Here is a 17,252-nt window from a genome sequence, read left to right as displayed (position 1 = left end):
CACCGCAAGACACAAGGATTTCACATGAAGGAATATCATCGCCTTCTGCCCCTCGCCACCGGCTACTTCGGAGTCAGCTCCGCCCTCTACGATTTCGAGGGCCTCGTGGTGATCTACGGTCCGGCCGGGGGAGCATGGCACATCAACATCGAGGACGAGCCGCGCTGGTATCGCGGCCCGGCCACGGTCGTGGGCGCGGGCCTGCTGGAGATGGACGTCATCCTCGGCAACGACGACAAGTTCATCGACAACATCGTGAAGACGGCCAAGGGCCTGAATCGCCGCTTCGTTGCCCTTTCTGGAACGCCCATCTCGGAGATCATCGGCACGGACCTCAAGGGCTTCGCGCGGACCATCCAGGCCCGCACCGGCATGCCGGTCTTCATGGTCCCCACCGCCGGTTCCGAGCCCTATCCCGAGGGAGCGTCCAAGGCCTTCCTCGCGCTGGCCGACACGTTCATGGATCCGGCCGCCCCCCGGCGGGAACGGGGCGTCAACGTCCTCGGAGCCATCCACCTCTCCACGGGTCGCGAAAACCATCTGGAGCCGCTGCTTCAGGCCATCGAGAATGACGGGCACGAACTGGTGGGCGTATTCTCCGCGCCCCGCCACGACCGGACGGACCCCCTCGAAGGCGTGCGGCAGGCTCCGGGCGCGGCCATCAACGCCGTGGTCTCCACAAGCGGTCTGGACCTCGCCGAGCGCATGTTCACCGAGTACGGCATCCCGTACGTGACGGGCATGCCCGTGGGCCTTTCGGCGCGCGACGCCTTTCTGGCCATGCTGCGCGGCTCGCAGACCGTCCCCGCGTCCACTCCCCAACGCGCGACGTCATGCAAACGCGCGCTGGTCATCGGCGAACCTGTGCTCGGCTACGGTCTGCAACACTGCCTGCGAAACGACTTCGGCGTTCCCCGCGTGGACGTGATCTCCGTCACGCCGAGCGATCCGATCTTCCGGGAGTCTCCGGGCCGCGTGGGCCTGCTGGCAGAGCGCGGTCCCCATGACCGGGACACGGACGACGAACGGACCATCGCGGCGCTCATGAACGAGGCGGACGTCGATCTCGTGGTGGCCGACCCCTGCTATCAGGCACTGCTGGAAGGCTCCGCGACCTTCATCCCGCTGCCGCACATCGCCATGAGTGCGCGCATCCACTGGGACATGCCGTACGAATACGCCGTGGACGCCGGATACGAGTATCTCGCCGCCGTTCTCCCCGCGTAGCCCTATCCATCAAACACACCTCGGGCTTCGCAGACCATGACGGCCTGCGAAGCCCGAGGCATCCGCATCCACGGCGCGACCGCCATGCCGGGAAAAGAGCGCCGTGGGAAGACATCCCAAAGAAAATCGGCAACAATGGGCCATCGCCGCGCGCCGGTAGCCGCCTCCTCTCCCGCCTCCCCCACCACCGATTCGGCATGCCGCAGCGGCTGGAGGAATCGACATGACGACCATTCGGGCCTTCGTTGGCATCCCACTTCCCGAGGACTACCAGAAACAGTTGGAACGCATGGCGCAGTGGCGCGGGCGGCTTTCCTCCCGCACCAGTTGGACGCGGCCGGGCAACTGGCACGTGACGCTGCGCTTTCTGGGCGACGTGGCGGAAGACCACGTGCCGCAGGTGCGTCACGCGCTGTCTGGCGTACGTTTCGACGCCTTCGAATTTCGTGCTGGTGGGTGCGGAACGTTTCCCCCAAAGGGAACGCCGCGCGTGGTCTGGGTCGGCGTGGCGCAAGGCGGCGAGGAACTCGCCGGATTGGCGCGGGCCGTGGAAGAGGCGCTCACGCCCGTGGGCTTTACGCCGGAGGCACGCGGATTCTCGCCGCATCTCACCGTGTGCCGGGTGAAGGATGCCGGACGCGATCCGTGGAGTGATATGCTTTCGGAGTTCGGGAAAATGGAATGGCCCACGGTGACCGTGGACCGTTTCGTACTGTGGCGGAGCCGTCTGACGCCCGGCGGCCCCCGCTATGCGGCGCTCTCCGAATATCGGGCCACATCCGTGTGACCCGCTGGCTTCGGCGTTGGTTCGTGGCGCGACGGTGTCCGTCCGATGGACCGTCGCTATCGGGCGCTATTCGATGTAGTCGCCCCGGTTGAGCTTGATGCGTTCCGTGACGGCCATAATCTCCACTTCGTCGACGAGGGCGTTCATGCCGGGATTGTCCTTGGCGAGGCCGGGCCACTTCTCGCGGATACCGGCAATGCCGTTCTCGATGCCCCGAAGGGTTCCCTCGGCCTGACGCAGGTTGGTGCTGGCGGAGCCGAGATTTTCGGCATAATTTTCCCATTCGTCCAGAACGGTTTCCAACTTCTCCATGGCTTCTCGCCCCGTCTGCGCGGATTCACCGGACCGGTTTGCGCCCTGCGCCGCGAGAATCTGGCCGGTCAGCAGACCGGACAGGGGAGGTGTGGGAACCGCGCCCCGCGTCTTGGACGCTTCCCCACTCTTCCCGATCTCGCCGGCGAGCAGGCGGCCGAACTCCTCGTCGTCCCCATGGACGCGCTTCTGCTTGGCCTGTTCCTGCTCATAGGCCTTGATCTGATCAGGACGGATTTTCATGGCACACTCCTATCCCGTATGGTGTTTCCACGTGTGAAGCAAATAGCTTGCCAACGAGGAACGCATTCGCAACATACTGATTTTAAAGGACTTCGCCGCTGGGCCCTCGGCATTTTTTTCCCCGCGCATGGCCCGGTGGAGAAACCGCCGCGCCGCGAGGCAGACTCGCTCAAGTCGCCCAGCCAGCCCATGTCCGACAACATACTGGATAAAAAACTCCTTGTCTAACAAGCCTTCGTGCGGTTACTTGTATTGTGTGAACATCCTGATTTGCCAATTGGTTTCTCCATCGTACCCGTAAAGGGAGGACAGCCCGTAGCGGCTTGTGGGCGCAAGCACCAACCGGAGGAATGACATGGTTCAAGTGAACAGGATTCTGTGCGCCGTCGACTTTTCCGATTACAGCCCGAGCGTTGCCTCATATGCCCAGGCCCTCGCAAAGTGCATGAATGCGGAGATCATCGTTCTCTACGTCGCACCGTCCCTCAACCAGTATGTAGGATTTCACGTCCCGCCGTCGAGCATCGAGAATTTCGTCGGGGAGATCGTGTCCGGGGCCGAAATGACCATGGACACCTTCATCGACGAGAACTTCACCGACGTATCCGTGACCGGAAGGGTCGCCACCGGATACGCCGCCGAGGAAATCCTCGAAACGGCACACAACGAAAAGGTGGACATGATCGTCATCGGCACGCATGGCCGCAAGGGTATCGACCGCATACTCTTCGGTTCCGTGGCCGAGAAGGTGGTCAAGGGCTCGGCCTGCCCGGTCCTGACCATCCGTCCCCAGAGCTGACAGACCGGATGAAGCATCCGGACCGTCGGCCCCGCGCCGACGGTCCGGACACACCGGAGGCGCACATGCCAACGATCCGCAGAATCCTCTGTGCCATAGATTTCTCGGAACACAGCCCCATCGTGGCCGACTACGCCCTCGCCCTCGCCAAATCCACCGGCGCTGAACTCACCGTCCTCTACGCCGCCCCCTCCTTCGACCAGTATCTCAGCTTCGACGTCCCCCTGACCCACATCGAGGATCTCGTCGGCGGCATCATGAAGGGCGCGGCCGAACGCATGCGCGCCTTCGTGGCCGAGCGCTTTCCCGGCATGAAGGTCACCCCCCGCGTCACCGCGGGCTATCCGGCCCAGGAGATACTGGGCGAGGCAAGGAACATGAGTGCCGATCTCATCGTCATCGGCACCCACGGGCGGCAGGGCGTCGACCGCATCATCTTCGGCTCCGTGGCCGAAAAGGTCGTGCGAAGCTCCTTCTGCCCCGTACTGACCGTACGGCCACGCGCCGTCTGACGCGGGCCGGGGAGAACACCACAGGAGGAGCGTGATGATTCAGGTCAACAGGATTCTCTGCGCCGTCGATTTTTCCGAGCACAGCGAGAAGGTGGCCGAATACGCCGAAACCCTCGCCAAGTGCATGACCGCCGAGGTCGTCGTCTTCTACGCCGCCCCCACCCTCGAACACTATGCGGGCTTCGACGTCCCCGCCAGCAAGCTCAACGCCCTCGTGGGCGACATCGCCGAAGGCGCTCGCAAGAGCATGGAAGAATTCATGTCCCGCCACTTCAAGGACGTCTCCGCCCGAAGCCACGTAACCACCGGCTACCCCTCGGACGAAATCCTCCACGCCGCCCGCGACTTCGACTGCGACATCATCGTCATCGGCTCCCACGGACGCACCGGGCTCAACCGCATCATCTTCGGCTCCGTGGCCGAGAAGGTCGTCAAGTCCGCGCCGTGCCCCGTATTCACGGTGCGTCCCCGCTCCTAGGCCGCAATCCCGGCGGGCCGTCCATCCGGCGGCCCGCATTTCCCCGAGTTGACTTTCCCGCCGGATTCCATTCTCATCTCCGCCTCATGGTGGAACATCCACCGCCGTCATCCGTTCGGCGCATTCGCGTCCGCACACACAATCGCGAGGCACACGTCATGGATCTTCAGAAGACCGTCCGGCCGCAGGTGCCGGATTTCGAGCCGTACAGCCCCGGGCTGGCCATTGAGGAAATCAGGGAGCGCTACGGCCTCGGCCGCGTCATCAAGCTCGCCAGCAACGAAAACCCGCTTGGCACCTCCCCCGTCGTGCAGCAGGCGCTGGCCGAGAACGCCGCACTGGCCTTCCGCTACGCGCAGGCGGGAACCCCGCGCCTCAACCGCGCCATCGCCGAACATCTGGGCGTACCCGAAGGGGCCATCGTCACCGGCAACGGCTCCGACGAAGTCATCGACCTCATCGTGCGCGTCAAGGCGCGCCCCGGCGTGGACAACGTCATCGCCTTCAAGCCGAGCTTCTCCCTCTACAGGCTCCAGTCCAAGCTGTGCGGCGTGGAATTCCGGCAGGCCCCGCTCAATGCGGACTTCTCCTTCCCGTGGGACGACCTCCTCGCCCTCGCCGACGAGAACACCGCCCTGTGCTTCGTGACCACCCCGGACAATCCGTCCGGATACGCGCCCACCGCCGCCGAACTCGAAGCCCTCGCTAGGCGTCTGCCCCCGCAGTGTCTGCTCGTCATCGACGAAGCCTACATGGATTTCGTGGAGGATCAGGACGCCCACTCGCTTCTTTCCCGGCGCGATGAATTCCCCAACGTCGCCTTTCTGCGCACCTTTTCCAAGATGTACGGCCTCGCCGGGCTGCGCCTTGGCTACGGCGTATTGCCCGAGTGGCTTGGCGACTACTGTCGCCGCGTGAAGCTGCCCTTCTCCGTCAACGTGCTGGCCGAAATCGCAGGCATCGCCGCGCTCGCGGACCGGGACTTCGTCTGTGCCACCCGCACCGCCGTCTGCGAAGGCCGCAGCTATCTGCGCACCGAACTCGAATCCATGGGCTTTCGCGTCCACCCCTCCCACGCCAACTTCATCCTCGTGGACATGCCCGCCGACGCGCCCTTCGACGCCTCCGCCCTCGTGGAAGGCCTCCTGCGGCGCGGCATCATCATCCGCCCCCTCGGCAGCTACAGCCTGCCGCGCTCCGTGCGCATCACCGTGGGCGACGGCGAGGAGAACCGCGAATTCATCCGCGCCGTTCGGGAGTTCATCGCCAATGCCTAATCCGCTCATCGTCACCATCGACGGCCCCGCAGGCGTCGGCAAAACCACCCTCGCCCGCAGGACCGCACAGGCCCTCGGCGTGGCCTACCTCGACACCGGGGCCATGTTCCGCACCACCGCGCTGGAACTCGGCCCCGGCGCGTCCGACCTCGCGGATTCCGAGCTCGTCGCCCGCCTCCAGTCCCTGCGCTTCGAGCTCTCTGGCTGCGGCGAAAAGTCCGTCCTGCGCGTCAACGGGCGCATCATCGGCGACGAAATCCGCACCGAGGACGTCGGCACCATGGCCTCGCGCATCGCCACGCTTCCCCTCGTCCGCGAATTCCAGTGCACGGCCCAGCAGGCCATCGGCAGCGGAACGTCCCTCGTCGTCGAGGGGCGCGACATGGGCACCGTGGTCTTCCCCCACGCCACCTGCAAGATCTTCCTCGACGCCACGCCCGAGGTTCGCGCCGAACGCCGCTACCACCAACTGCGCGACATGGGCCGCGAGGCCGACCTCGCCGAACTGGCCGAACAGATCCGCCAGCGCGACGACCGCGACCGAAATCGCCCCGTCGCCCCGCTGCGCCCCGCAGACGACGCCGTCGTCATCGATACCTCCAGCCTCGACATCGATCAGGTCTTCGAGGCCATCCTCGCCGCCGTCCGGGCCGCCGCCTAGCGCGGCGGCCTTGAGGCCGTGGGCGAGGCGTATCGTTCACGGCACCATAGCAGGTCCTCGCATGACCGGGCCGTATCGTTCACTGCGAGATGCAAGCCGATAGCTCCGCTGGCCAAGGGGCCGCTGGCCCCCTGGACCCCCGATATGGGGACAGTGGCAAAGCCGAAGCGTTCGCAATAGGGACGCGGTCCATCGCCTATTCGGGGATCCAAGGGAGCCGCGCTCCCTTGGCCGCCGGAGGCCGCGTCTTGCACCGGGCCGCGAACGACAACGTCCATCCACGGCTCCTTGATGGGCACCTTGCCACCTTGGGCTGGCGCTGCAAATCGTCATTTTGCGCCGTAAATACGAATTTAAACGATGACCGGCTGTGAACAACAGGAGTGTTGCTGTGGAAAAAATGACGATCGTCACGCATATGCGAGAGGAGCTGGTCAACGTCACGTCCGCGCTCAACGAGCGCATCCGCGAACGCGGCTGGGACAACGGTGCCGTTGTTCTGTGGTGCCCGCACACCACGGGCGCGCTCACGGTGAACGAGGCGGCGGACCCGGACGTCGCGAGGGACATCGTGGTGGGCATGCGCGGGCTGGTGCCGCACCGGGGCGACTACCGCCACGCAGAGGGCAACTCCGACGCCCACATCAAGACCAGCCTCTTCGGCCCCGGACTCACCCTCATCGTGGACGGCGGACGACTTCAGCTCGGCACGTGGCAGGGCGTCTACTTCTGTGAATTCGACGGCCCTCGCACGCGCTCGCTGTGGATGCAGTGGCTACAGGGCTGACGCCAAACCATGGCCGAGCCGTATCGTTCATTGCCACATGCAAGCCGTAGGCTCCGCCGGCCAAGGGGCCGCTGGCCCCTTGGAACCCCGATTTGCGATAACCGTGGGTGCCCTAGGCACACCGTGCGGCTTTGCGCGACAAAGCCCTAGTGAGGATTGTCAAGAGGGTCACCCCCTTGACCGGGTCCGGGCAGAGCCCGGCCGCCGGAGGCCCTGCCCCGCGCAGCGGGCCTGTCTCAAACGCAATGCCTCTTGCATTTGACTCCACCCGCGCCACGGGATACAACCCATTCCTCGCATCCAAGACATTCAGGAAAAGCATGATGACGACCAGAATTCACGCCCACCACCGATTCACTTTTCCAGCCGCGGCATCGTCGCGGCCTCGCCGTGCATTTGCCTCCGCCCTTCTCGGGCACCTGTATACGCTCAGCCTGTATTGCTAGCCCGGCGCATTCACCGGGACCAGCGCCGGGCATTTTAAGCGTCCCCCTCCCCCGTTTCCATCCACACGTCTTTTCACCGGCCCACAGGGGCACAACATATACAGGATGACCACGATGAACATCATCGACGAACTCAAATGGCGCGGCCTCATTTTCCAGACCACCGACGAAGCGAAGCTGCGCGAGTACTTCGAAACTTCCGGCCGCACGCTCTACTGCGGCTTTGACCCCTCGGCCAAGAGCCTGCACGTGGGCAACATGGTGCCCCTTCTGGCGCTTTTGCGCTTCAAGAAGGCTGGCCACACCCCCATGGCGCTCATGGGCGGCGCGACGGGCCGCATCGGCGACCCCAGCGGCAAGGATCAGGAACGCCAGCTGCTCGACTACAGCATCATCGACAACAACATCGACTGCATCCGCAAGCAGGTCCACCGTCTGTTCGGCGACGACACCCCCGTGCTGAACAACTACGACTGGATCAAGCAGATGAACCCCATCGACTTCCTGCGCGACATCGGCAAGCACTTCACGGTGAACGAGATGATGCGCAAGGAATCCGTGCGTCAGCGCATCGTGCGCGACGAGGTGGGCATCTCCTACACCGAATTCAGCTACATGATTCTCCAGTCGCTGGACTACGAGCACCTGTTCAGGACGCGCGACTGCAAGCTCCAGATCGGCGGTTCCGACCAGTGGGGCAACATCACCGCTGGCACGGAGCTCATCCGCAAGAAGTCCAGCGGCGAGGCCTTCGCCCTGACCTTCCCGCTGCTGACCACGGCCAGCGGCGCAAAGTTCGGCAAGTCCGAGAAGGGTGCCATCTACCTTGATCCGACCATGACCTCCCCGTGGGAGTTCTACCAGTTCTGGATCAACGCCGATGACCGTGACGTGGAACGCCTGCTCAAGTTCTTCACCTTCAAGACCGAAGACGAAATCAAGGCCCTCGTACAGCGCATGGAAGAGGCTCCGCACCTGCGTGAAGCCCAGAAGGCGCTGGCCGAGGAAATGACGATCATGGTCCACGGCCGCGAGGAGTTGGACAAGATTCTCGGCGCGGTGGATGTGCTCTTCGGCGGCGGCGATATCGCCACCGTCGACATCGCGACACTGCGCGCCGCCATGCAGTCCGCGCCCAGCGTGGAATACGCCGCCGACGCCCTGCCTCAGCTGGCAGACATGCTGGTGGACCTCGGGCTGATCAAGTCCAAGGGACAGGCCAAGAAGGACATTCAGGCCGGTGCGGTCCGCGTCAACGGCGAGCAGGTGACGGACATGGTCCACACGCCGCAGCCAGCGGACTTCCTCCACGGTGAGGTGCTGCTCATCAGAAAGGGCAAGAAGCACTACGGACTCGTGGTACTGAAATAGTTACACGCAAGCCCGCCGTCTCCGGATGGCGGGCTTGTTCACTTTCGGCCCGCACATTCCGGGCCCGGACCGGGCGGCCCGGCGCGCCACATGGCACGCATCAAGAACGCAATCGCAACGCGCGACACCACGCCCGGCATTCAACACCTTTCGGAGGCATCCATGGACAAGTTTCTCGCACTGTGCAGGATGGTGAAGATCGAGCACTCGGTCTTCGCCCTTCCCTTCGCCTACATCGGCGTCTTCCTGGCGGCGGGCGGCTGGCCCGGCCTGCGCGTCTTCCTGCTGCTGACCCTCGCCATGGTGGCGGTGCGATCCTTCGCCATGGCCTTCAACCGCCTCGCGGACCTCAAGTACGACGCGAAAAACCCACGCACGCAGAACCGCCCCCTCGTCACCGGCGAAATCACCGTGCGCGAGACGTGGGCATTCCTTGCCGGAACCGCCGCCGTGTTCGTGCTGGCCTGCGCCGGGCTGAACACCCTGTGCCTCGCACTGTCGCCCGTGGCGCTCTTCGTGGCCGGCGGCTACAGCTACCTCAAGCGCTTCTCCATGCTCTGCCACTACTGGCTGGGCAGCGTGCTCGGCCTCGCCCCGCTCGCGGGCTGGCTGGCATACGAGCCAACCTTCACCCTACCCGCCGTGCTCTTCTTCTTCGGCGTGACCTTCTGGGTCGCGGGCTTCGACATCCTCTACTCCTGTCAGGACGTGGAGTTCGACCGCGAAAACGGCTTGCACTCCGCACCTGCCAGCCTTGGCATCCCCACTGCGCTGGCGCTGAGCACCTTCGGCCACGTGGTGACAGCCATCCTTTTCGGCCTCGCCGGATGGGCCGCGGGCGCAGGCGCGTGGTACTACCCCGTCTGGGCCGTGGTGGCGGGAATCCTCGTCTACGAGCACACCCTCATCAAGGCCGACGACATGAGCCGCGTCAATCTCGCCTTCTTCACCCTCAACGGCGTGATTGCCGTCTTCCTCTTCGTGGGCGTGCTGCTGGGCCTCTACCTGTAGAGCCCCGCCCACCACATAAAGCCACCATCAAGCGGCCACCGGACACTTCCGGCGGCCGCTTTCGTTTTGCCCGCAGGTCGGTGGCACACAGGGATGCCCAGCTTCTGCCCTGTCAGGACCACGCGAAACGCACACGTTCAATGCCCTGCGCAACGCTCCCCAAAAGCGACGCTCGACGCGCCCCAGCCAGCAACGCCACCCAGCGGAACACGCCAATGTTATCCACAGGCCATCCGCACCCAAATCAACGACAACGGGACCAAATTGCTTCTTACACTGTCCACGGTTCGCCGGAATTGGTATTGTGCACAGGATGCTGTCGGCAGTGAAAAGTCTTAATCATGTCGCCGAACGGAGGAACCCGATGACTATGAAATTCGCGCTTCTCGCGCTTGTCGTTGCTTGGCTGGCATGGGACGTCGGCGTGGCGGCTTTCGGCATCGCACAGCGCCCGCCATGGGCCTTGAAACGGCTCCTCGCCCAACGTGGGGAACCGCCCGTACTCCTCGACGTCAGGACACCGCAGGAATTCGCCATATTTCATATACACGACGCCGTGAACGTCCCGGCTCCGCAACTGCCCACCCCGGAGCAGCTCATGGACTGGAAGGGCCGCGATACTGTGGTCATCTGCATGACCGGGCACCGCTCGCCCATCATGGCATGGCGGCTGCGCAAAGCAGGGCTGGGTACGGTTTCGAATCTGACATGGGGGATGGTCGGCTGGAAGCTCTTCGGTGGCGAATCGGTCAGAAGCGCAGAACCGTAGGGCCGCACCCGATGCGGGCGGCGCGGGGCGTGGCCGCTGCGCGGGCGAGGCCTTCGGCGACCGGGGCGCTGCCCCGGACCCGCTCAAGGACCGTGGGCCCTTGAGAATCCCAACTAGGGCTTCGTCGCGCAAAGCCGTACGGTACGCCAAGGGCAGACGGCCCATCGCAGATCGGGGGTCCAGGGGGCCAGCGGCCCCTTGGCTGGCGGAGCCTACGGCTTGCATCTGGCAGGGAACGACACCGTCGGCCAAGGCGACGACACGGTGCGGCGACACGGCAACGCGCTACGCGCTACGCGGGTGTGGCCTTCGGCGACCGGGGCGCTGCCCCGGACCCGGTCAAGGGGGTGACCCCCTTGACAATCCTCACTAGGGCTTCGTCGCGTAAAGCCGTACGGTCTGCCAAGGGCAGGCGGCCAATCGCAGATCGGGGGTCCAGGGGGCCAGCGGCCCCTTGGCCAGCGGAGCTATCGGCTTGCATGTGGCAGGGAACGACACCGTCGGCCACGACGACGTGGGGACGCGAGACGATTGGGGCGAAGGGAAAAAAGGAAGGCGGACCGTCGGTGACGGTCCGCCTTCTCATAGGGGCGATAGGGACTATGCCGTTTGGCTACATTTCGCAGGTGCCGGCCGCGGTGGCGCGGTCACGGCAGGAAATGCGGGCCAGGGAGCGAGCCAGGGAAGCCTGAACCCGCGCATAGTCGATTTTCTCCTGCCGCTGCGCAAGGCGCTGCTCGGCGCGTTCGCGGGCCACGCGGGCACGCTCGACGTCGATCTCGGCGGCGATTTCAGCCACCTCGGCAAGGATGGTTACCTTGTTGTTGGAGACTTCTGCGAAGCCTCCGGCGACGAAGACGTAGAACGTCTTACCGCCGTCCTTGTAGTACAGACTCCCCACCCTCAGGGCCGACAGGAAAGGGATGTGGTTCGGCATGATACCGAATTCGCCCTCGAAACCGGGGGCACCCACGTATTCCACTTCCTTGCTCAGGACGAGCCGGTCCGGGGTGACGATCTCCAAGTGCAACGATCTGGCCATAGCTTCCTCCTGTTAACCAGGACTTAGGCCTGGGCCTGACGCGCCTCGGCCTTGGCGAGAGCCATCTCGATGCCGCCGACCATGTAGAAATCATTTTCATTCATGTCGTCGTGTTTGCCATCGAGAATCTCGCGGAAGGCGCGAATGGTATCCTCCAGCTTAACGTACTCGCCGGGAGTGCCGGTAAACACTTCGGCGACGTGGAACGGCTGAGACAGGAAGCGCTGGATCTTACGCGCACGGGCAACGGTGAGCTTGTCCTCGTCGGACAGTTCGTCCATGCCCAGAATCGCGATGATGTCGCCGAGATCCTTGTACTTCTGCAGAATCTGCTGCACTTCGCGAGCGGTCACGTAGTGCTCCTCACCGAGGACGTGGGGGTCCAGGATGCGGGAAGTGGAGTCAAGCGGATCCACCGCGGGGTAGATGCCGAGCTCGGCGATCTGACGGGACAGAACCAGCGTACCGTCAAGATGCGAGAAGGTCGTCGCCGGGGCCGGGTCGGTCAAGTCGTCAGCAGGGACGTAGACCGCCTGAACCGAGGTGATGGAACCCTTCACGGTCGAGGTGATGCGTTCCTGCAGGGCACCGAGGTCGGTACCCAGGGTGGGCTGGTAACCCACGGCGGAAGGCATGCGGCCGAGGAGTGCGGACACCTCGGAACCGGCCTGCGTGAACCGGAAGATGTTATCGATGAACAGGAGCACGTCCTGTCCTTCCTCGTCGCGGAAGTACTCTGCACAGGTCAGAGCGGTCAGTGCGACGCGGGCACGGGCTCCCGGAGGCTCGTTCATCTGGCCGTAGACCAGAGCGGCTTTCTCCAGAACGCCAGCGTCCTTCATTTCGTGGTAGAGGTCGTTGCCCTCACGGGTACGCTCACCAACACCGGCGAACACGGAGATGCCGCCGTGCTGCTTGGCGATGTTGTTGATCATCTCCATGAGAATAACGGTCTTGCCGACGCCTGCGCCGCCGAAGAGGCCCATCTTGCCGCCCTTGGGGAAGGGGATGAGCAGGTCGACGACCTTGATGCCGGTTTCGAGCAGCTCAATCTTGGTGCTCTGCTCGGTGAAGGCCGGAGCAGCCCTGTGAATGGGCAGTTCCTTGACGGCCTTGATCTCGCCGAGTTCGTCCACGGGACGACCCACGACGTTCATGATGCGGCCGAGAGAAGCCTTGCCAACCGGCACCGCGATGGGCTTGCCAGTGTTGACGACGGCCATGCCGCGCTGGAGGCCTTCAGTGGCGTCCATGGCGATGCAGCGGCAGACGTTGTCACCCAGATGCTGGGAGACTTCGACCACCAGATTCGGCGCATCGGTATTGTTGGGGTTCGTGATGTCAAGCGCGGTCAGGATATTGGGCAACTGACCCGCGGGAAATTCGACGTCGACAACGGCGCCGATAACCTGAACGATTTTACCGTTAGCACTCATAGCAATAATGCCCCCTTCTTATCCATTCAGCGCTTCTGCGCCGCCGACGATATCCATAAGCTCGGTGGTGATGGCGGCCTGACGGGTCTTGTTGAAGATGAGCGTCAGGGATCCGACCATGTCGTCGCAGGCCTTGGTGGCGTTGTCCATGGCGGCCATTCGCGCTGCGTGCTCGGACGCGGACGTGTCGAGCATGCCGCGGTAGAGCTGCACCTTGATGAAGCGGGGGAGCAGTTCGGCCAGAAGGCCTTCCACTGCGGGCTCGTAGACGTATTCCGCACCGGCTCCGACTTCGGCCTCTTCGGCCTCGCCCGGGGTGATGGGGAGCACGTTCAGAGCCACAGGCTCCTGCTTCGCCATGTTGATGAACTGACCGTAGACAACCGTCACCTCGTCCAGCTCGCCGGACAGATAGCCGCCAATGATCTCCATGCCGACCTTGTTGGCGAGGGAGAAGTCATAGTGTCCCATGGCATCGCCGAGTCCGAGTGCGATCTCGTAGGAGGTCTTCCTGAAGAAATCGCGACCCTTCTTGCCGATGCAGTAGAACTTGACCGTCTTTCCCTCGGCGGTCTTCTGGGCAGCCAGCTTCGAAGCCATCTTGATGAGGTTCGCGTTGAAGCTGCCGCACAGACCGCGGTCGGAGGTGACCAGAACGATGGCCGAGGTCTTAATCTCCTCGCGGACCTCAAGGAGGGGATGCGCTTCGGCATCCGCTCCGGTCGCGAGGTCGCCAAGCATCTCATAGAACTTGTCGGCGTAAGGGCGGAAGCGCTCGATTCGATCCTGGGCGCTACGCATCTTTGCCGAGGCCACCATGTTCATGGCCTTGGTGATCTGCTTGGTCTTCTTGACCCCGACGATCTTCAATTGGACATCCTTGAGCGAAGGCATGTCGTTACCTCCTCAAGTTAAGCCTGGAAGCTCTTCTTAAACTCAGCGATGGCGGAACGAAGCTTGCCGTCGATCTCGTCGTCGATGACCTTCTTGGTCCGGATGCCTTCGAGGATGTCGGCCTTGGAATTGCGCAGGAAGTCGATGAATTCCGTCTCGCACTTCCGGATGGCTGCGACCGGGACATCGTCCATGAAGCCGCGGGTCGCCATGAACATGGCGGAAACCTGCTCTTCAACCGGCTGGGGCTTGTACTGGGGCTGCTTGAGCAGCTCGACCAGGCGGGCACCACGGTTCAGCTTCTGCTGAGTGGCCTTGTCGAGGTCGGAACCGAACTGCGCGAAGGCAGCCAGTTCGCGGTACTGAGCCATTTCCAGACGCATGGTACCGGCAACCTGCTTCATGGCCTTGATCTGGGCCGCGCCGCCAACTCGGGAGACCGAGAGGCCGACGTTAATGGCCGGACGCACGCCAGCGTTGAAGAGGTTAGGCTCCAGGTACACCTGACCGTCGGTGATGGAAATAACGTTGGTCGGGATGTACGCGGACACGTCGCCTGCCTGGGTCTCGATGATGGGCAGTGCGGTCATGGAACCGGCGCCGAGGCTGTCGTTGACCTTCGCCGCACGCTCGAGCAGACGGGAGTGCAGGTAGAAGACGTCGCCGGGGAAAGCCTCACGTCCCGGAGGACGGCGGAGCAGCAGGGACATCTGGCGGTAAGCGGTAGCCTGCTTGGAAAGATCATCGTAGATGATGAGGCAGTGCTTGCCGTTGTCGCGGTAGTACTCACCCATGGTCGCACCGGCGTAGGCAGCGATGAACTGCAGCGGAGCGGGCTCGGACGCGGTGGCCGAGATGATGGTGGTGTACTCCAGGGCACCGTGCTTGCGCAGCACGTCGGCCACGAGGGCAACGGAGGCCTTCTTCTGGCCGATGGCAACGTAGATGCAGTGCACATCGGAATTCTTCTGGGCCAGGATGGCGTCGATGCAGACGGCGGTCTTGCCGGTCTGACGGTCGCCAATGATCAGCTCGCGCTGACCACGGCCGATGGGGGTCATGGCGTCGATGGCCTTCAGGCCGGTGTACATCGGCTCGTGAACGGACTTACGAGCGATGATGCCGGGAGCCTTCAGCTCGACGGGACGGGTCTCCTTGGCGTCGATCGGTCCAAGACCGTCGATGGGCTGGCCAAGGGGGTTGATGACGCGGCCCATAACCGCATCGCCGACCGGCACGGAGAAGATCTCGCCGGTACGCTTGACCGGGTCGCCTTCCTTGATGCCCGTGTCGTCACCGAGGAGAGCGACACCGACGTTGTCCTCTTCGAGGTTGAGCGTCATGCCCTTGAGGCCGCCGGGGAACTCCAGCAGCTCCATGGCCATGACGTTCTCCACGCCGTGGACGCGGGCGATGCCGTCGCCCACGTAGAGGACCGTACCGGTTTCGGTCATCTCCACCTTGGATTCGTAATTTTGAATCGAATCCTCAATGATTTTACTGATTTCTTCAGCCTTGATCTGCATGGCCCTACTCACCCCTTTTGATCTGTTCTTTCATACCGTGAAGCTGAGCGCGCAAGCTAGCATCCAAAATCTTGTCTCCTACCTTGAGCACCACGCCACCGAGGATTCCGGCATCGGTGGCGAAGTCCAGCACCAGCTCCTTGCCCAGCTGCTCGGCAAGCTGCTTGAGAACCTCGTCCTGCCGGGCCTGCTCGAGGGGCGTCGCGGTGACCAGTTCACCACGAACGACACCGCGGGCATCGTCCAGCAGAACACCAAAGTAGGCTTCGATATCCGGCAGGATGGACAGGCGTCCCTTGTCTGCCAGCAGGAACAGGAAGTTCCTGACGGTGGGATTGGGATCCAGCTTAGACAGAATCTTCTCCACGATGGCTTTCTTCTCGTCGATGCTGAAGATGGGGTTCCGGAAGATCCGAAGAAGATCCGGGTTGCTCTCCAGCACGGCACTGAATCCAGCCAGGTCCTTGCCGTACGTCTCGATTTCGGAGGCGCCCTTCTGCTGTCCAATGGTGAACAGCGCCCGGGCGTATCTGCGTGCTACGATATTGGCAATCAATTGAGCACCACCTTCTTTAATGAGTCGTCGACGAGCTTGTTGTGCTCGGTGGCGGAGAGCTTCTCCGTCAGGAGCCTTTCAGCAGCCTCGACAACCAGCTCCGCCACTTCGGCGCGCACAGACTGGATGGCTGCGCGGCGCTCCTGCTCGGCAGTGAGCTTGACCTGGGCGGTGATCTTCTCGGCATTCAGCTTTGCAGCCTCGATGATGGATGCCTTGAGCGACTCGCCCTGCGCACGGAACTCAGCCAGGATGGCCTCGCGCTCCTGCTCGATGTTGGCGATGTTCTTCTCGACCTCAGCCAGCTTCTTCTCGGCCTCTTCGCGACGGTCGGCCAAGTCGGCCAGCTGGGTCTCGATCTGCTTGCGGCGCCCGACGAAGAGTTCGGCGATCTTCTTTCCGGCAAACTTGTAGATAATGCCGATGAAGATGACGAAGTTGACGACACGGAGCAGGAAGTCCTTCCAGTTCAGCCCGTGTCCGCCGTGCGCGCCGCCGGCCTCGGACGCATAAGCGACCGATGCCACTGCCAGTACGAGCAGCAGAGCCGGCACGATTCGTTTAAGCCCTTTCAACGCGAAACCCTCCTTTCCATCCGGTTCTTTGGCTTGAGCAAAAGACGTGAAGGCGAAGCCCCGTGGGGTTTCGCCTCTTGCGCGTGATTAGCCGAGCACCTTGGCAACGACCTTGCCAGCCATGCCGTTGACCTGGGCCTTGAGATCGTCCATGCAGGATTTGATCTCGGCGGCGACAGCGTCGCGCTCGGCCTTGAGTGCGACAGCGGCCTTGGCATTGGCGGCTTCGATGATGCCCTTCTCTTCCGCAACGCCACCTTCACGGAGGTCATTGCGAATTTCGACACCGGAACGGCGAGCCTCTTCGAGCGCTGCGGAATAGTTCTTCAGCTTCTCCTGAGAGGAGGCATTGAACTTTTCGGCATCCTCGAGACAGCCGGACATCCGGTCATTACGCTTCTTGATGATTTCCCGGATGGGGCGGATGAGAAGAAAGTTCAGAACAATCAACGTGACCACGAAGTTCACAAACTGAATAAAAAAGGTGATATCGAGATCAATCATACGCGCCCTCTCGGAGGTTGTGAATTATTGAGCAAAGTC

The 17,252-nt window shown here is 63.2% G+C and carries 19 protein-coding genes; 11 read left to right on the top strand and 8 right to left on the bottom strand.

From position 1 onward, the window contains the following. The first annotated feature begins 24 nt into the window (after nt 1-24). Together GGQ74_RS09310 and thpR are read left to right on the top strand one after the other, a co-directional pair. Nucleotides 25-1,227 carry a nitrogenase component 1 gene (locus GGQ74_RS09310; RefSeq protein WP_167941288.1) on the top strand — a complete coding sequence of 401 codons (1,203 nt, stop codon included), beginning with the start codon at nt 25-27 and terminating at the stop codon, nt 1,225-1,227. Nucleotides 1,228-1,450: 223 nt separating this feature from the next. Beyond that, the gene (gene thpR, locus GGQ74_RS09305; protein WP_167941287.1) at nt 1,451-2,014 is read left to right on the top strand and encodes an RNA 2',3'-cyclic phosphodiesterase; all 564 of its coding nucleotides are present in this window, start codon (nt 1,451-1,453) and stop codon (nt 2,012-2,014) included. Between the two features lie 66 nt (nt 2,015-2,080). Here thpR and GGQ74_RS09300 read toward each other — a convergent pair whose 3' ends face one another. Next, nucleotides 2,081-2,569, bottom strand: coding sequence for a hypothetical protein (locus GGQ74_RS09300; protein ID WP_167941286.1), 489 nt, complete (start codon nt 2,567-2,569; stop codon nt 2,081-2,083). A gap of 355 nt (nt 2,570-2,924) precedes the next feature. Here GGQ74_RS09300 and GGQ74_RS09295 point away from each other — a divergent pair, with 355 nt between their 5' ends. The 9 genes from GGQ74_RS09295 to GGQ74_RS09255 all read left to right on the top strand — a co-directional run bounded on the left by GGQ74_RS09295 (nt 2,925) and on the right by GGQ74_RS09255 (nt 10,680). Beyond that, nucleotides 2,925-3,368, top strand: a complete 444-nt coding sequence (locus tag GGQ74_RS09295; RefSeq protein ID WP_167941285.1) for a universal stress protein — start codon at nt 2,925-2,927, stop codon at nt 3,366-3,368. A 65-nt stretch (nt 3,369-3,433) separates the two neighbouring features. Continuing rightward, nucleotides 3,434-3,880 carry a universal stress protein gene (locus GGQ74_RS09290; RefSeq protein ID WP_167941284.1) on the top strand — a complete coding sequence of 149 codons (447 nt, stop codon included), beginning with the start codon at nt 3,434-3,436 and terminating at the stop codon, nt 3,878-3,880. Between the two features lie 34 nt (nt 3,881-3,914). Next, complete coding sequence (locus GGQ74_RS09285; protein ID WP_167941283.1) at nt 3,915-4,358, top strand: universal stress protein; 444 nt, start codon at nt 3,915-3,917, stop codon at nt 4,356-4,358. A gap of 158 nt (nt 4,359-4,516) precedes the next feature. Beyond that, complete coding sequence (gene hisC, locus GGQ74_RS09280; protein ID WP_167941282.1) at nt 4,517-5,635, top strand: histidinol-phosphate transaminase; 1,119 nt, start codon at nt 4,517-4,519, stop codon at nt 5,633-5,635. After that, nucleotides 5,628-6,296, top strand: a complete 669-nt coding sequence (cmk, locus tag GGQ74_RS09275) for a (d)CMP kinase (RefSeq protein WP_167941281.1) — start codon at nt 5,628-5,630, stop codon at nt 6,294-6,296. The genes hisC and cmk overlap by 8 nt, the downstream gene beginning before the upstream one ends. Nucleotides 6,297-6,687: 391 nt before the next feature. After that, nucleotides 6,688-7,083 (top strand): secondary thiamine-phosphate synthase enzyme YjbQ, encoded by a 396-nt coding sequence (locus GGQ74_RS09270; RefSeq protein WP_167941280.1) that lies wholly within the window; start codon nt 6,688-6,690, stop codon nt 7,081-7,083. Between the two features lie 560 nt (nt 7,084-7,643). Then, entirely contained in the window at nt 7,644-8,900 is a 1,257-nt protein-coding gene (gene tyrS / locus GGQ74_RS09265; RefSeq protein WP_167941279.1) for a tyrosine--tRNA ligase, read from the top strand. A 162-nt stretch (nt 8,901-9,062) separates the two neighbouring features. Continuing rightward, the gene (locus GGQ74_RS09260; RefSeq protein ID WP_167941278.1) at nt 9,063-9,911 is read left to right on the top strand and encodes a UbiA-like polyprenyltransferase; all 849 of its coding nucleotides are present in this window, start codon (nt 9,063-9,065) and stop codon (nt 9,909-9,911) included. A gap of 364 nt (nt 9,912-10,275) precedes the next feature. Continuing rightward, nucleotides 10,276-10,680 carry a rhodanese-like domain-containing protein gene (locus GGQ74_RS09255; protein WP_245168224.1) on the top strand — a complete coding sequence of 135 codons (405 nt, stop codon included), beginning with the start codon at nt 10,276-10,278 and terminating at the stop codon, nt 10,678-10,680. A 613-nt stretch (nt 10,681-11,293) separates the two neighbouring features. On the opposite strand, the gene GGQ74_RS09250 is transcribed toward GGQ74_RS09255, so the two are convergent. From GGQ74_RS09250 to GGQ74_RS09220, 7 genes are all read right to left on the bottom strand, one after another. After that, nucleotides 11,294-11,722 carry a F0F1 ATP synthase subunit epsilon gene (locus GGQ74_RS09250; RefSeq protein ID WP_167941277.1) on the bottom strand — a complete coding sequence of 143 codons (429 nt, stop codon included), beginning with the start codon at nt 11,720-11,722 and terminating at the stop codon, nt 11,294-11,296. A 23-nt stretch (nt 11,723-11,745) separates the two neighbouring features. Continuing rightward, complete coding sequence (atpD, locus tag GGQ74_RS09245; protein WP_167941276.1) at nt 11,746-13,158, bottom strand: F0F1 ATP synthase subunit beta; 1,413 nt, start codon at nt 13,156-13,158, stop codon at nt 11,746-11,748. A gap of 18 nt (nt 13,159-13,176) precedes the next feature. Then, nucleotides 13,177-14,052, bottom strand: a complete 876-nt coding sequence (locus tag GGQ74_RS09240; RefSeq protein ID WP_167941275.1) for a F0F1 ATP synthase subunit gamma — start codon at nt 14,050-14,052, stop codon at nt 13,177-13,179. A gap of 17 nt (nt 14,053-14,069) precedes the next feature. Further along, on the bottom strand, nt 14,070-15,578 hold the full coding sequence (gene atpA / locus GGQ74_RS09235; protein WP_167941274.1) for a F0F1 ATP synthase subunit alpha: 1,509 nt from the start codon (nt 15,576-15,578) through the stop codon (nt 14,070-14,072). A gap of 4 nt (nt 15,579-15,582) precedes the next feature. Then, nucleotides 15,583-16,134, bottom strand: coding sequence for an ATP synthase F1 subunit delta (atpH, locus tag GGQ74_RS09230; protein WP_167941273.1), 552 nt, complete (start codon nt 16,132-16,134; stop codon nt 15,583-15,585). Further along, a complete protein-coding gene (gene atpF / locus GGQ74_RS09225; RefSeq protein ID WP_167941272.1) occupies nt 16,131-16,709 on the bottom strand; it encodes a F0F1 ATP synthase subunit B in 579 nt (192 codons plus the stop codon). Before atpF ends, atpH begins: the two co-directional genes overlap by 4 nt. 87 nt (nt 16,710-16,796) lie before the next feature. After that, nucleotides 16,797-17,213: a F0F1 ATP synthase subunit B gene (locus GGQ74_RS09220; RefSeq protein ID WP_167941271.1), complete on the bottom strand. Its 417-nt coding sequence runs from the start codon at nt 17,211-17,213 to the stop codon at nt 16,797-16,799. Nucleotides 17,214-17,252: the final 39 nt, after the last annotated feature.

Source organism: Desulfobaculum xiamenense, assembly GCF_011927665.1.
Taxonomy (GTDB): domain Bacteria; phylum Desulfobacterota; class Desulfovibrionia; order Desulfovibrionales; family Desulfovibrionaceae; genus Desulfobaculum; species Desulfobaculum xiamenense.
The sequence above is the reverse complement of the archived record's forward strand: the minus strand, read 5'-3'. Positions and strand labels throughout refer to the sequence as shown.